Source organism: Verrucomicrobiota bacterium, from assembly GCA_016871675.1.
Taxonomy (GTDB): Bacteria; Verrucomicrobiota; Verrucomicrobiia; order Limisphaerales; family VHCN01; genus VHCN01.
In genome coordinates this window covers 1-13,611 of the sequence record VHCN01000080.1, presented here as the reverse complement: position 1 = coordinate 13,611, position 13,611 = coordinate 1, and the positions used below count along the sequence as shown (strand labels likewise).

The following is a 13,611-nucleotide window of genomic DNA, read 5'->3' as shown; positions in this document are numbered from 1 at the left end:
CGGCCATCGAGTTCTTGCGCACGACGCCGGACGCGTTTCCATTCGCCAGCATGGTGACGCATCGCTTCCCGGTGGAGCGCGCGAACGACGCGCTTCAAGCCACCGCGAGCTGGACCGCCGCCAAGAGTGCGATCGTGCCCGCGTAGCCACCGGTCGCGCACCGTCAGTTAGGCGGCATCGCGCACGTGTCACAGATTCGTCGCATCACTATTTTCGTAGATGACGCAGGCGATGAGCCGTCCGCAGACGTTCAGTGGGTTCGAGCATGGCTGGAGCGATGGCACTCGCGGGTGCGTATTGCCGACTATAGTTGTGGTGGGTGGGAGCATCTTTGGGATGTTGAGGGCCCACCGGACGCGATTGCCGAAGTGCCGACACATTTGCTATGCGACAGCAAGTGGTCGAATCCGGGATTGTTTGGCCGCAGTTGAGCGTGATAAGAGTATTTTGCCGCCTACCCATGGCGCCGCAGCGACCGGCTTCTCCGTCCCGCGTCCGCGGGATTCGAGCGTCGCGGGAGTTCGAGAGTGCACCGTGCGCTCCACCACCGCCGCCGAGGCCGTCGATGAGTTGGATCGTTGACCGCCGCTACAGCCCCGCGTCCAAATCGTCACTGTTCTCGGGACGGCCGACGGGCCAGAGCACGTTGTGTGTCGGGTCGAGGATTCTTCGCACGTCATGGATGAGGTCCCAGTCCACGGGTTCCTCGATCCAGCGGAGTTGCTTCTCCATGTTGTCGGGGTTCGCCGTGCCGGGGACGGTCGTGGCGATGTCGGTGTTCGCGACGCAGAATTGCAGCGCGAGCCTGGCGATGTCCACGCCGCGCGAGTCGCAGAACTCGACGGCGCGGCGGCACTGGTCCTTGAGCGATTGCGGCGCGTGGTGCCATTCGGGGAGCGGCTGGCGCGTGAGCAGGCGTTCGCTGAACGGCGAGGCGTTCATGATGCCCACGCCTTTGGCCTGGAGATACGGGATGAGCCCGAGCAGCGAGGTGTTGTTCAGCGCGTAGTGGCAGTAGCTGAGCATGCAGTCGAGTTCCGTGCGGTCGAGGATGTAACGGAAGATTTTCAGCGGGAAGCCGGTGACGCCGATGAAACGGACCTTCCCCTGTTCGCGGGCCTTGCGGAGCGCGGGCAGCGCCTCGTCCACGACCTGCTGCATGTCGCCGAACTCGATGTCGTGGACTTGCATGATGTCAATGTGGTCCACGCCCAGTCGCGCGAGGCTCTCGTCCACGCTGCGCAGGATGCGGTCGTGGCTGAAGTCGAAGCCGGCGACGTCGTATCGCCCGCACTTGGTGCCGAGGATGAACCGGTCGCGGCGGATTTCCTTGAACGCGCGGCCGAGGATTTTCTCCGAGAGCGTGCGGCCGTAGTAGGGCGAGGAATCAATGAAGTTCACGCCGCCGTCGAGCGCGACGTGGAGCGAACGGATGCCGCGCGCCTCGTCGGTCATGTTGCCGTATTCGTTGCCGAGCGAAGCGGCGCCGTAGCTGATGAGGGAGAGGTTGAGGCCCGTCTTGCCGAGTGGTCGGTAGTGCATGGGCGACTTGTAGCAGCCCGCAGCGGGAGGCTCACCTCAAATCAGCGCGGACTTCATTGTTTGGCCTTCGCCTTCGCCTTTGCGGCTGGCCGGTCGCGCACCGGCCAGCGAGTCGTCCGCTCATCGGGTGCGCAAGAGGGGGAGGACTGGACTAGGCGAGAAGATTCCGCACGACGTCTCCGCCGACGTTGGTCAGGCGCATGTCAAGGCCTTGAAACTTCACCGTGAGCCGGGTGTGGTCGATGCCGAGCAGGTGCAGCATCGTCGCGTGGAGGTCGTTCACGTGCACGCGGTCCTCGACGGCGTTGTAGCCGAGTTCGTCCGTCGCGCCGTGGGTCACGCCGGCCTTGATGCCGCCGCCGCACAGAAACATCGAGAAGGCGCGCTGGTGATGGTCGCGGCCGGGGCCGCCCTTGTTCGCCTGCACCATCGGTGTGCGGCCGAATTCGCCGCCCCACACGATGAGCGTGTCCTTGAAAAGCCCGCGCTGCTTGAGATCGGTGATCAGGGCTGTCGTCGGGTGATCGACGCTCGCCGCGTTGCCGGTGATGAACTTCACAAGGTCGTTGTGATGGTCCCAATCGCGGTGGTAAAGCTGGATGAATCGCACGCCGCGTTCCGCGAGCCGCCGCGCGAGCAGGCAGTTCGACGCGAACGAGCCGTCGCCGGGCGTCGCGCCGTAATGGTCGAGCGTCGACCGCGGCTCCTTGCTGATGTCCATAAGGTCCGGCACCGAAGCCTGCATGCGAAACGCCATCTCGTATTGGGAGATGCGCGCTGCAATTTCAGGATCCTCGACAACGGAGTCCTGCAAGCGATTGAGCGATTGCACGGTCGACACGACATCACGCTGGCGCGAAGGACTCACGCCGCCCGGGTTGCGGACGTAGTAAACCGGGTCGCCCTGCGCGCGGAGTTCGATGCCCGAGAACTGTCCCGGGAGAAACCCGCTGTGCCACATGCGCGTGGAAATCGGCTGCGGACTGCGGCCCTCGGTCGAGGTGAGCACGACGAATCCCGGCAGGCTCTCGGTCTCGCTGCCGAGCCCGTAGGTCACCCAGGAGCCCATGCTCGGCCGGCCGCTGATGAGCGTCCCGGTGTTCATCAACGTGTGCGCCGGGTCGTGATTGATCGCGTCCGTGTGCATCGAGCGGACGATGGCCAGATCGTCCGCGACCGTCGCCAGCCGGGGAAAGATGTCCGAGATTTCGTTCCCCGCCCTGCCGTGTTTCTTGAAGCCAAATTGCGGGCGCCAGCACTTGAGCTGCGCACCCTGCAACTGCGCAATCGGCTGCCCCTTCGTGAAGGATTCGGGCATCGGCTGGCCGTCGAGCTTCGCAAGCTCCGGCTTCGGGTCGAAGGTCTCCAGATGCGACGGCCCGCCCGCCATGTAGAGATAGATGACCCGCTTCGCCCGCGGCGCGTGGTGAATTGGATTGACCGCACCGCGAGATTGCGACGTGCCGGGAGCTTCAGCCGCGGCGATGGAGTCACGAAACCGGCGAGATCCCAGGAACCACGTCAACGCAGCGCCGCCCGCGCCAGCCCGGGCGAGGAATGCGCGCCGACAAATGGTCGAGGCCGGATGATCCGCGTGGTTCATTCCACCGGGAGTATCACCCTTCGCGCCGCAGGATTTCAACCGCGAACCGGAGCCACACGCCCCGCTTGCTCGCAAACCCGTTTGCAAGGTCGGGGCCGCACGTCCAAGCTTCGCGTGAACCGAGCCGCCTCATGCCACTCTCCGGCCCCCAGAAAGTTCTCGCACTGGTTGGATTGCTTTGCGTCGCTGCCGCGCTCGGCGTAGCCGCGATTCCAGAATCCACGCGCATGGACCTCGCGACGGCAGTGGTGCTGTATGAAGGCGTGCTCCTTGCGGTGGTGCAATTCCAGCGCGCGAACGTCTCGCTGCCTGCGCGCATGGACGGAATCCTCCCGCGTTTCATCGTCACGCCCGCGATGCACAAGATCCACCACTCGCGCGTGCAGCGCGAAACAGACTCGAACTACGCGTCGCTGTTCAGCTTCTGGGACCGGGTTTCGGCACGTTTGTCTGGCGGGAGGACCAGGACAAAATCCAGCTCGGCCTCGATGGATGGGATGAGAGGGAGAAGCAGGCGTTGACCGGAATGCTCGCCACGCCCGCGCTCCACGAATCACGGGCGACGCCACAAACGCAAGCCGAACACCGACGAAAAGTTTCCGCGACAGCCCGCCGGGCTACCGGCCCCACATCTGGTCCGCGTTCAGGATCCAGTCCAGGCGGAAGATCGCGCGGGCCGAGCCGTCCACGAAGCCGCACGTTGCCTTGTCTTTCGAGCCATCGCGCGTCTCGTGACCTCGGCTGTGGTAACACGCGAAGCCGTTGTAGCGAATCGTGCCATTGCCCAACGGTGACGCGCTGTCGCGGATGCCATCGCCGTCGGTGTCCGTGTCGAACACCCACTGATTCGGGCTCCACACGAGGTTCGTGCCATCGGCGATGAGCATCGTGCGGGTGGGCAGCGATCCGAGGCGGCTCGACCCGGGAAGGCCGCCGTTGCCCATATACGCGAAGGCGCTTCCGACGGCTGTGCCATAGTTCACGCTGTAGTTGTTGTTGAACGACGTCTTCGGGCACGTGAGCAGGCGCCCGCCGAAGCTCGAGGCGCCCGCAACCACGACTCCGCTCGTGCCGCCAAGATACGGCGCAAGCGTCTGCCACCACCAGTTGGAAGGGCCGGTGGGGATGCCGCCCACGTTGTAGCCGTAGGCGAAGTGCGGGAGCTGGTCCTCGTTGTCGCCCGCGTAGAGCGTGAGACCGATGAGAATCTGCCGCTTGTTGTTGAGGCACTTCGCGGTCAGCGAGTTGTCCTTGCCGCGCGAGAGCGCCGGCAGCAACAGCGCGGCAAGAATCGCAATGATGGCGATCACGACGAGCAGTTCGATGAGGGTGAAGGCCCGCTGCTGAACCGCTTTCATAGCTTGTCCCAAGTGTCGAAGCACGCGGCTGGAGTGTCAAGCGGGGAGATACGGCAGGACTGCCAATGGTTTCCGCTGCACCCGCGCAAGCGGGTGCAGTTCGAACCTGCGGAAGAGAATCTCGAAGCCCTCCGATTCCAGCACAATCCAGCCCGCGGCCGGCCACACGTCGCAGCACTTGACCCACGGCAGGAAGCCGTCGCGCCCGCTCAGCCGCAGGTTGCGCGTGGATTCCCACGAGCCGCAGCCCATGTAGTTGAAGGTCGTCTCCGCGTCCGCGGGCAGCGGGTAGCGCGTTTCCGGCTGTGGCCCGCCGAAGTTGAAGGGCGCGACGCACGTGAAGCGTTTGTCGAGCGCACCGACAGCCGCCGGGTCGCCGCTGTAGCGTCGAGGCTGCGCCCCGACGGAACAGGCCTGTCGAGCTACTTTTTCTTGGGCGCAACGGCGGAGGCGGGAGGCGAGAGGATCAGCGCGTGCACGAGGGTGTCGCGTCCGCGCGCCATGCAGAGAATCTGGCTCGCCTCGTTGATGTCCGTGGCTTCCATGACGAACCAGCCCGCGGCCTGCGGAAGCAGCAGGTTCAAGTCGCGCATCTGGCCGTCGGACCAGATGAATCCGCGATGCTCGCCGAGCCGCGTCTGCGCGGTGCCGACGATTTGCTTGCGGTTGTTGAGCGCAGCCGCCTGGCTCGATCCGCCTCCGAGCGTGCCCAGGTCGCGCATCCTGGTCTCGGTGTGCAAAAAGGCGCGCATGAGTCCGTTCGTATGCTGAGCGACGCCCACGATGTCGCCCTGCTCGTTGACCGCGTTGGCCTGGCTGAGCAATCCGCCGAGCGTGCCCAGGTCGGTCATCTTGCCGGCAAACCACCGGAAGGCGTGGCGAAGTTGGTTCGTCGTCTCGGACACGCCGACAACGTCGAACGCGCTGTTCACGCCGTGCGCGTAACTGTGCCTCCCGCCGAGCGTGCCGAGGTCCTCCATCTTGTTGTCGCGCCAGAGGAACGCGTGGAAGCTGCCCTCGGAATTCTGCGACGCGCCGACGACTTCACTGCGGTCGTTCATGCCGTAGGCGCGCGAGTTGGGTCCGCCGAGCGAGCCGAGTTCGGTGAACTTGCCGCCCTTGATCACCCACGCCCGCTCCTGACGCTTGCCATCGGGCTGGAGAAATCGCGTCCACCCGATGAAGTCACCCGCGTCGTTGATGTCGGAGCCGAACGCGTGCTGCCCTTCGGCGGTTGCAATGTCGGTCCACATGCCCTTGAGCTGCATCGCGCGGCTGAGTCGCGAGCCGTCGCGCAACTCCTTGGAGATGGTCGCTGCGACGTGCCCCTTGTTGTTCAGCGCCGAAGCCTTGCTCGATGCGCCGCCCACCGTGCCGAGGTCAGTCACCGTGTAGCCTTGGGCTGATGCACGGGCCGGTGCAAAAAGCATCGTTCCCGTGACGACAGCCATGAGGCTGGCGAACGCGCGGCGGGGCATGACAAGACACTGTCAGACTCAGCCGCCGCCGCGCAAATACAGGCAATCCCCGATTGACCGGGAGCCGGCGACCTTTCACCGTCACGGCGAAACCACTGGTCAGGCATGAGCCGCGTGCCATTCAATTCTACCAGTCCCACAGCTTCACGAAGCCTCATCGCGTCTCCCGCGGGCTTGATGCTGGCGGTCATTCTCTCGAATGGGACCATCGCCACCGCAGCACCGTTGCCGAGCGCAACCTCGTCGTCGGTCAGGCGGCGGACGGCGCGTGAACGGACAACTTCAAAGGGCGCTACGCCGGTCGCGTCTATTGCACGAGTCTCGCGGTGCTGACACTCGCGGCGCAATACAAGCACCAGCCGCTTTACCTACTGTGACTCGGAAGTTCCTGCGCCTCGCACTCGCGTCCGCGTTCGCGGGACTGGTTCAGCTTCCCGCATCGCACGCAGGGCCCCAAGCGAAGGCACCCGCCGCGAAGGCCGCCGCGCCCATCTCCGCGCCGGCCACCTCGGACCGCGTGGACACCGCGCTCCAAGGCGGGGTGAAGTTCCTCCTCACGCAACAGAACGCGGTGGGCTCCTTCTCGGACAACCCGAAGTATCACACCGCGCTGACCGCGCTGGCGGCGATGGCGCTAGTTTCCGCGGGGCATCATCCGGGCGACAGATCGCCCGAGGGATTCGCGTTGAAGCGGGCCATGCACTTCCTGCTGCGCGCGGACCGGCAGACGGCGGACGGCTACTTCGGCTTGGCCGATCACTCGACAATGTTTGGCCACGCGCTGGTCACGCTCGCGCTCACGCAATTCCTCCAGCTCGACCTCGATCGCGAAACGGATGCGTCACTGCGCGCCAAGGCGCAGGCGGCGACGATCCTGATCTTGCGCGCTCAAGGCGTGAAGCGCGCCAACCCGCTCGAGACCGGCGGCTGGCGCTATTATCCGGCTTCGACCGACGCGGACCTCCCTGCGACCGCGTGGCAATTGCTCGCGCTCAGCTCGGGCGAGAAGGCGGGCTTCAAGATTCCGCCCGCCTCGGGTCCGGCGGCGGCGGGATACTTGAAGCGGCTGTTCGCCGACGGGTTTGGTTTGTTCGATTACGGCAGAAAGCCGGTGATCCTCAACCCGGAGCGATGGACAATCTCGTCGATCCGGACCAACAAGACTGCGCCGGGGAGGATTGTTTCTCGCACCCCCGTCGTCGTCGAGGGAAAGCGCTGCTACGTGTGCCACTTTTCCGATTCGAAGAGCGTCACAAACTACTTCGCGCCGACGATTGTCCCGCCCGAGACACTCCTGCTCCCGCCGTCCGAACCGAACCACTACTCCCACCTGGCCGAGGGGTTGGTCGGCCTGCGGGTCACGGGACAGGGGCGCAGCCCCGAGGCCGTGCAGAGCGCCTCGATGCTGCTCGACATGCTGCAAGCCGACCCGCAGATGAAGTTCCTCGCGCATGGACCGTGGCCGTTTCACGGCACCTTCTTCGCCAGCCTCGCGTTGAACGGCTTCAACGAGCCGCATTCCACCGCCGTCCGCATCTTCGCCGAGCGCAACCTCGTCCACGGCCAGTCCAAGGACGGCTCGTGGACGGACAACTTCGAAGGCCGCTACCTCGGGCGGGTGTATTGCACGAGTCTGGCGGTCATCGCGCTTGGGGCGCGCTACGGCCACCTGCCGCTTTACGGGCTGTAAGACGCGGAAGCCCGCGCTCCGGGGCGGACCGACCTTCACGTGACTTTGGAGTGCGGTGGCAATGCGGAGCGGAAACACCGCTTCTCATCGCGCTCCGGCGACCAAGGCGGCATATCCCGATACATCGGGATTCCCGAAGTAATGTCCGAAGGCTCCCCGAACGGCGCCACGAGCCGGTGCATCCGGCGTTATTCAACGGTCGAATGACTCCTTGGGCTGACCGGGCGGTTCCGTGGGTGCACCCGGCGAGCGGGTTGGCCCAAGGAGCCTTCCGGCGCAGCCGGGCAGCGAACCGAGAGATCAAGACGAGACCTCTGCAAAACCCATCTTGCGCCGGTGTAGTGTCCGGCCTGTGGCCGGACTTTCCGAGGACTCTGGCAGGTTCCGTCGAGGCGAAGTCTCGACGCTACACGTTGTGCAGAGGTCTCAATACATCGTTCAGTGGCGGGCGCGAAGTCATGCGTCGGCTCCAAACCCGCCCGCGGAGGTCAGCCGGTCGCCCCGATACCCTCCGCCAACGCCACTGCCTTCAGCATCGCCTTGCTCTTGTTCACCGTCTCCTGAAACTCGCTCTCTGGCTCTGAGTCATTGACCCAGCCGCCTCCCGCCTGAACATACGCTTTGCCGTCCTTAAGCAGCGCGGTGCGGATGGTGATGCAGGTGTCACAGTTGCCGTTGAAACTGAAGTAGCCCACGCAACCGGCATACGGCCCGCGCGTCGTGCCCTCGAGTTCGGAGATGATCTGCATGGCGCGAATCTTCGGCGCGCCGCTCACCGTGCCCGCCGGGAACGTCGCGCGCATCAGGTCGTAACTGGTTTTGTCCGCCGCCAGCCGGCCCTCGACGCTCGACACGATGTGCATCACGTGGCTGTAACGCTCGACGATCATCAGGTCGCGCACCTGCACGCTGCCGAAATCGCACACGCGCCCGATGTCGTTGCGCGCGAGGTCCACCAGCATGACATGTTCGGCGCGCTCCTTCGGGTCGGCGAGCAGTTCCTTTTCCAACGCGGCGTCTTCGTCCGGCGTCTTGCCGCGACGGCGCGTGCCGGCGATGGGACGAATTTCAACTTTGCGATCCTCGCAGCGCACGTGAATTTCCGGCGACGCGCCGACGAGCGAAAAGCCGCCGAGTTCGAGCAGGAACATGTAGGGCGAGGGGTTCACCGAACGCGCGGCGCGGTAAACGTCCACGGGCGACGCCTCGGTCTCGGCGCTGAAGCGCTGTGACCCGACAATTTGGATGACGTCGCCCGCGGTGATGAACTCCTTCGACTTGCGGACGTTGGCGAGGAACTTCTCCTTGGGCGTGTTGGACTCGAACGCGAGGTGCGGCGCCTCCGCGGGAAGCGTCACGGGCGCGTGTTGGGAAGGTTGTTCGAGCAGCGACACGAGCCGCTCGATCTCGGCGACGGCGTTCTCGTAGGCCTCGGTGGCGGAGGGCGCATCGTCGAGCACGGCGTTGACGAGGATGGTGATGGTCTGCGCGACGCGGTCGAAGATCAGCAACTCGTCCGCGATGAGGAAGACCATGGTGGGCGTGCCAAGCTCGTCGCGCGCGGGCCGCGGCACCACGGGCTCGACGTCATGGATGAATTCGTAGCCGATGAACCCGACCGCGCCGCCGGTGAAGCGCGGCAGCCCCGGCACTGCGACGGGCTTGAAGCGCGCGAGGACGCGCTCGACGACTTCGAGGCCGTCGCGGACGCACTTCTCGCACGGCTCCTTGCCGTGCACGGGCACGCCGAACTTTTCCGCGGCCTTCCCGCCTTCCAACACCTCGACCACCGCGCCCGTCTGCCGGATGACGGCGCGCGGGTTGCAGCCGACGAACGAGTAGCGCCCGAGATGCTCGCCACCCTCCACAGACTCGAAGAGGAATGACTCGCCCTGCCCGCGGATCTTTTTGTAGGCGGACAGCGGCGTCTCGAAGTCCGCGAGGATGCGGCGGGTGACCGGGATGAGGTTCCCCTGCCCCGTCCGTTGCAGGAACTCGTTGAGCGTCGGCGAATACATGCGGCGAAATCTCTATCCGATGCGCGACCGGGAGCGCCACAGCGAAAGCAGCGTGTAGAACGCGACCGCGCCAGCGTAGGCGACGATACCGACACCGATGGACAGGAGGACGAGGTGATTCCAGCCGAAGTAAACCACCGCCGCGCCGATGAACGCCGTGAGGCTCGTCTCCCCAAGCAGGCAGACGAGTTGCGTGCGAATCCCCGCCTGATCGATCAAATCGCCGACCCATGCGCGGTATCGATCCTCTCCAAGCACACGCATGAACCAGGCGGATTTGAAATTGCGCGCCGCCACAAGAAGGCTCGTGGTGCTCACGACGATCGCCGCGAGCGTCCATGCCGCGGCAAGCACGCAGATGACGGCGTTGAACACCGCGCCCCAGCGCCAGCCCAGCTTGCGAGCGATGGGGTTCGCCTCGAGCAACAGGTTCGGCGTGGCAATCCACGTGCTGAGGAAGTCCATGCCGCGCGCGAACACCAGCAGCGCCAGCATCACCCAGTATTGGACGCTGCCGAATGCGACGGATTCTTCCATGGGCGTGCGGAGGGAGGATTCGATGGGATCGTGCGCGGCTCGTCGTGGCGGCTCACGCGCGCCGCACGCGAATCACTTCTTGCCGTAAATTGTTTCCGGGTTCTCGAGGCGCGGCTCGGTTTCCTTCCACGCTTCGCCGCCGGGCTCGACCGAGCGGAAGAAGCACGACTTGAATCCCTCATGGCAAGCGGCGCCAGTCTGCTCGACTTGGATGAGCAGCGTGTCGCCGTCGCAGTCGAAGGCGATGGCTTTGACCACCTGCACGTGTCCGCTCGACTCGCCCTTCATCCAGAACTTCTGCCGGGAGCGGCTCCAGAAATGCGTCTTGCCCGTGGCGATGGTGGTCTCGATCGAGGCGCGGTTCATCCACGCCATCATCAGCACGCGGCCGGTGGACTGCTCCTGCACGATGGCCGGGATGAGGCCGTCGTTCGTGAACTTGAGTTTGTCGTAAAAGCTCATGCGCGCGGCATCACACCACAAAGGCGCGAACGCACAAAGTTGAAACTGGCAGACCGCCCCGCCGCCATCATTCCTTCGGGATGAAGGTGAAACCGACCGCGGCGAGGATGCAGAGGAATGCGGCGAAGTGATTCCATCGGAGCCGTTCACCGAGATACGCGACGGCGAAACCGACGAACACGACGAGCGTGATGACTTCCTGCATGATCTTGAGCTGCGTGGCGGAGTAGGTCGAGTTGCCCCAGCGATTGGCGGGCACCATCAGGCAATACTCGAAGAAGGCAATGCCCCAGCTCGCGAGCACGACGAACCCGAGCGGCAGTTGCTTGAACTTGAGGTGGCCATACCACGCGAAGGTCATGAACACGTTGGACGCCGTGAGCAACGCGATCGGAAGCCAGCGGTTTTGAGTGAGGTCTGTCATGGTCGCACCGGAATTCCACGCGAGGACAAATAGCGCTTCGCGTCCCCGACGGTCTGTTCGCCAAAGTGAAAGACGCTCGCGGCCAGCACCGCGTCGGCCTTGCCCTCGAGCAAGACCTCGGCCATGTGCTCGAGCGAACCCGCGCCTCCGCTCGCCACCACCGGCACGCCGACCGACTCGCTGATGCGCCGCGTAATGACGAGGTCAAACCCGGCCTTCGTCCCGTCGGCGTCGATCGAGTTCAGCACGATCTCGCCCGCCCCAAGCGAAACGGCTCGCGTCGCCCACTCGACGGCTTCCATGCCCGTGGGCTCGCGGCCGCCCTTGGAAAAAACCTCCCATCGGCCCGGCGCGGTGCGCTTCACGTCGATGGACACGACGATGCACTGGCTGCCGAATTTCTCCGCGCCGGCGCGGATGAGACCGGGATGACTGATGGCGGACGTGTTGATGCTCACTTTGTCCGCACCGGCGCGAAGCATCGTGTGCATGTCGTCCACGGTCCGGATGCCCCCGCCGACGGTCAGCGGCATGAAGCACTCGTCGGCGGCGCGCTCGATGACGCTGACCATGCTCGCCCTGCCGTGCGCGCTCGCTGTGATGTCGAAGAACACCATCTCATCCGCGCCTTGCTCGTTGTAACGCATCGCGAGTTCGACCGGGTCCCCGACGTTGCGAAGTCCTCCCGCCTCCGCGCGCCCGAACTGAACGCCGCGCGTAACCTGGCCGCCGTGGACGTCAAGGCACGGAATGACGCGGCGGGCGAGCATGCTCCAGTGATTGAGGATTGTTTGCGCGTGATTTGCCGGGCAACACAACCACGGCAGCGCGATCGTGCCTCGACCGGACGTGAGGCTACCTGAAATCCGCCCCCAACAACCGGCTACTTCGTCAGGGAGAACTTTCCGTTCGCGAGCTTGATGGCCTTGTCCTTGTAGAGGATGACGCCGAGCGAGTTGAGCGGGTCCTTCGTGTTGAACTTGTATCCGAGCTTGAGCACGCCCGCGAGCACCTCCCGCCTGGCGAGCGTTTTGCCCGCCAGCACTTTCACCACCGCCTCGCGCATGGACATGGAATTCTGCACACGCTTGCGTCCCGGCTTGCGTCCCGGCTTGGCCGTCGCTTTGCCCGACGGGCGTCCGCGACGCGCGGGCGGCTTGGTCGCTGCCGCGGCAACGGCCCGGCCGGAAAGCGCCTTTGCGACCTGAGCCAGACGCGCCTCCAGCGCGGCCTTCTCATTCAAGAGCGATTGGTGGAGTGAAAGGTATTGTTGAACGTTGACGTTTTTCATGTGGCGCGCAGCCTAGGCACTCATAGCCGCCATGACAAGGGTGATTTGTCCGGGTGTGATTCGCGCCGCCAAGTTATGACTTGAAAACATATGACCGCCGCGAGGCGACTCCAAAAAGGATTTGTCCCGACGCAACGATGCCTGCACTCTCTCGGCCTCTATGCAACAGGCGATCGTGGGAATGATCGGCGGCGGCACGGTGGGTAGCGGCGTGGTCCACGCATTGCAGCGGAACGGCGCGCTCATGGCTTCGCGCACCGGCGTCGAGGTGCGCCTGCGCAGGGTCGCCGTGAAAGCGTTCGATGAACCGCGCCCCTATCCAATCGCGCAGCACCTGTTGACGACCGACTGGCGGAGTGTCGTGGCGGACCCGCAGGTGCACATTGTAGCGGAACTCGCGGGCGGGGTCACCCTTGCCCGGGAAATGGTGCTGACCGCGCTGCGACTCGGCAAACCAGTCGTGACCGCAAACAAGGCCTTGCTCTCGGCTCATGGCGAGGAACTGTTCCAGACCGCGCGTGACCACGGCACGAATCTCTACTACGAGGCGAGCGTTTGCGGCGGAATCCCGATCATCAAGTCGCTGCGAGAGGGCTTCGTCGGCAATCGCGTCACAGCGCTCTATGGAATCGTCAACGGCACGTGCAATTACATCCTCTCGCGCATGAAGCACGAGGGAGAGGACTTCGACACCGTGCTCGCCGACGCGCAGCAGCAGGGCTACGCCGAGACGCCGCCCGACCTCGACATCGACGGATGGGACTCGCAGCACAAGATAGGACTGCTCGCGTCGCTCGCGCATGGATTCTGGGTAAACCCGAAACAAATCCACGTGGAGGGCATCCGGACCATCAGCCGGCTGGACATGCAGTTTGCAGGCCAGCTCGGCTACACCATCAAGCTGCTCGGTGTGGTGAAGACAGGCGACGGGGCGCGAGCGTCACGCACGGCCGCGGCGAAACGGAGCATCCAGGTTTCCGTGTATCCCGCGCTGGTGCGGAACTCACACGTGCTCGCCAGCGTGAGTGGCGTGTTCAACGCGGTGTTTGTCCGCGGGGACGTCGTCGGCGACACCTTGTTCTATGGACGTGGCGCGGGGAAGGACGCCACGGCGAGCGCCGTGTTGAGCGACCTCGCCGACGCCGCGCTCGACCTCAAATACAAGAGCAACCGCCGCGTGCCGCCGTTTGTGCCGCACGAGCGCGACG

The 13,611-nt window shown here is 64.8% G+C and carries 15 protein-coding genes; 4 read left to right on the top strand and 11 right to left on the bottom strand.

Translation table 11 applies throughout. From position 1 onward, the window contains the following. Positions 1 to 185: 185 nt before the first annotated feature. Positions 186 to 431 (top strand): hypothetical protein, encoded by a 246-nt coding sequence (locus FJ386_13485; protein MBM3877705.1) that lies wholly within the window; start codon positions 186 to 188, stop codon positions 429 to 431. Positions 432 to 588: 157 nt separating this feature from the next. Here FJ386_13485 and FJ386_13480 read toward each other — a convergent pair whose 3' ends face one another. Together FJ386_13480 and FJ386_13475 are read right to left on the bottom strand one after the other, a co-directional pair. Beyond that, positions 589 to 1,542 carry an aldo/keto reductase gene (locus FJ386_13480; GenBank protein ID MBM3877704.1) on the bottom strand — a complete coding sequence of 318 codons (954 nt, stop codon included), beginning with the start codon at positions 1,540 to 1,542 and terminating at the stop codon, positions 589 to 591. A gap of 151 nt (positions 1,543 to 1,693) precedes the next feature. Further along, complete coding sequence (locus FJ386_13475; protein MBM3877703.1) at positions 1,694 to 3,145, bottom strand: DUF1501 domain-containing protein; 1,452 nt, start codon at positions 3,143 to 3,145, stop codon at positions 1,694 to 1,696. Between FJ386_13475 and FJ386_13470 the strand changes: the two genes are divergently transcribed. Further along, on the top strand, positions 3,100 to 3,666 hold the full coding sequence (locus FJ386_13470) for a sterol desaturase family protein (GenBank protein MBM3877702.1): 567 nt from the start codon (positions 3,100 to 3,102) through the stop codon (positions 3,664 to 3,666). The two genes, FJ386_13475 and FJ386_13470, sit on opposite strands and share 46 nt — an antisense overlap. Before the next feature lie 96 nt (positions 3,667 to 3,762). On the opposite strand, the gene FJ386_13465 is transcribed toward FJ386_13470, so the two are convergent. From FJ386_13465 to FJ386_13455, 3 genes are all read right to left on the bottom strand, one after another. Further along, positions 3,763 to 4,503, bottom strand: coding sequence for a prepilin-type N-terminal cleavage/methylation domain-containing protein (locus FJ386_13465; protein ID MBM3877701.1), 741 nt, complete (start codon positions 4,501 to 4,503; stop codon positions 3,763 to 3,765). A 36-nt stretch (positions 4,504 to 4,539) separates the two neighbouring features. Continuing rightward, the gene (locus FJ386_13460) at positions 4,540 to 4,755 is read right to left on the bottom strand and encodes a hypothetical protein (GenBank protein MBM3877700.1); all 216 of its coding nucleotides are present in this window, start codon (positions 4,753 to 4,755) and stop codon (positions 4,540 to 4,542) included. 170 nt (positions 4,756 to 4,925) lie between these two features. Next, positions 4,926 to 5,981: a DUF3466 family protein gene (locus FJ386_13455; protein MBM3877699.1), complete on the bottom strand. Its 1,056-nt coding sequence runs from the start codon at positions 5,979 to 5,981 to the stop codon at positions 4,926 to 4,928. 373 nt (positions 5,982 to 6,354) lie between these two features. Between FJ386_13455 and FJ386_13450 the strand changes: the two genes are divergently transcribed. Next, positions 6,355 to 7,671 carry a hypothetical protein gene (locus FJ386_13450; GenBank protein ID MBM3877698.1) on the top strand — a complete coding sequence of 439 codons (1,317 nt, stop codon included), beginning with the start codon at positions 6,355 to 6,357 and terminating at the stop codon, positions 7,669 to 7,671. A gap of 488 nt (positions 7,672 to 8,159) precedes the next feature. Here FJ386_13450 and trpE read toward each other — a convergent pair whose 3' ends face one another. The 6 genes from trpE to FJ386_13420 all read right to left on the bottom strand — a co-directional run bounded on the left by trpE (position 8,160) and on the right by FJ386_13420 (position 12,403). Then, positions 8,160 to 9,689, bottom strand: a complete 1,530-nt coding sequence (gene trpE / locus FJ386_13445) for an anthranilate synthase component I (GenBank protein ID MBM3877697.1) — start codon at positions 9,687 to 9,689, stop codon at positions 8,160 to 8,162. A gap of 12 nt (positions 9,690 to 9,701) precedes the next feature. Continuing rightward, entirely contained in the window at positions 9,702 to 10,226 is a 525-nt protein-coding gene (locus FJ386_13440) for a hypothetical protein (protein ID MBM3877696.1), read from the bottom strand. Between the two features lie 72 nt (positions 10,227 to 10,298). Further along, positions 10,299 to 10,688, bottom strand: coding sequence for a phosphoribosyl-AMP cyclohydrolase (gene hisI, locus FJ386_13435; GenBank protein MBM3877695.1), 390 nt, complete (start codon positions 10,686 to 10,688; stop codon positions 10,299 to 10,301). 67 nt (positions 10,689 to 10,755) lie between these two features. Next, positions 10,756 to 11,112 carry a DMT family protein gene (locus FJ386_13430; protein ID MBM3877694.1) on the bottom strand — a complete coding sequence of 119 codons (357 nt, stop codon included), beginning with the start codon at positions 11,110 to 11,112 and terminating at the stop codon, positions 10,756 to 10,758. Then, entirely contained in the window at positions 11,109 to 11,882 is a 774-nt protein-coding gene (gene hisF / locus FJ386_13425; protein MBM3877693.1) for an imidazole glycerol phosphate synthase subunit HisF, read from the bottom strand. Before hisF ends, FJ386_13430 begins: the two co-directional genes overlap by 4 nt. Positions 11,883 to 11,995: 113 nt before the next feature. Continuing rightward, the gene (locus FJ386_13420) at positions 11,996 to 12,403 is read right to left on the bottom strand and encodes a hypothetical protein (protein ID MBM3877692.1); all 408 of its coding nucleotides are present in this window, start codon (positions 12,401 to 12,403) and stop codon (positions 11,996 to 11,998) included. A 160-nt stretch (positions 12,404 to 12,563) separates the two neighbouring features. Between FJ386_13420 and FJ386_13415 the strand changes: the two genes are divergently transcribed. Continuing rightward, on the top strand, positions 12,564 to 13,611 hold a 1,048-nt coding region (locus FJ386_13415), incomplete at its 3' end, for a homoserine dehydrogenase (protein MBM3877691.1).

What these genes read in the sequence shown, in the direction of transcription:
- FJ386_13455 (MBM3877699.1), bottom strand. Translation starts at nt 5,981, where the DNA reads ATGCCCCGCCGCGCGTTCGCCAGCCTCATGGCTGTCGTCACGGGAACG.
- FJ386_13480 (MBM3877704.1), bottom strand. Translation starts at nt 1,542, where the DNA reads ATGCACTACCGACCACTCGGCAAGACGGGCCTCAACCTCTCCCTCATC.
- hisF (MBM3877693.1), bottom strand. Translation starts at nt 11,882, where the DNA reads ATGCTCGCCCGCCGCGTCATTCCGTGCCTTGACGTCCACGGCGGCCAG.
- FJ386_13440 (MBM3877696.1), bottom strand. Translation starts at nt 10,226, where the DNA reads ATGGAAGAATCCGTCGCATTCGGCAGCGTCCAATACTGGGTGATGCTG.
- FJ386_13430 (MBM3877694.1), bottom strand. Translation starts at nt 11,112, where the DNA reads ATGACAGACCTCACTCAAAACCGCTGGCTTCCGATCGCGTTGCTCACG.
- FJ386_13470 (MBM3877702.1), top strand. Translation starts at nt 3,100, where the DNA reads ATGCGCGCCGACAAATGGTCGAGGCCGGATGATCCGCGTGGTTCATTC.
- FJ386_13460 (MBM3877700.1), bottom strand. Translation starts at nt 4,755, where the DNA reads ATGGGCTGCGGCTCGTGGGAATCCACGCGCAACCTGCGGCTGAGCGGG.
- FJ386_13475 (MBM3877703.1), bottom strand. Translation starts at nt 3,145, where the DNA reads ATGAACCACGCGGATCATCCGGCCTCGACCATTTGTCGGCGCGCATTC.
- hisI (MBM3877695.1), bottom strand. Translation starts at nt 10,688, where the DNA reads ATGAGCTTTTACGACAAACTCAAGTTCACGAACGACGGCCTCATCCCG.
- FJ386_13420 (MBM3877692.1), bottom strand. Translation starts at nt 12,403, where the DNA reads ATGAAAAACGTCAACGTTCAACAATACCTTTCACTCCACCAATCGCTC.
- FJ386_13465 (MBM3877701.1), bottom strand. Translation starts at nt 4,503, where the DNA reads ATGAAAGCGGTTCAGCAGCGGGCCTTCACCCTCATCGAACTGCTCGTC.
- trpE (MBM3877697.1), bottom strand. Translation starts at nt 9,689, where the DNA reads ATGTATTCGCCGACGCTCAACGAGTTCCTGCAACGGACGGGGCAGGGG.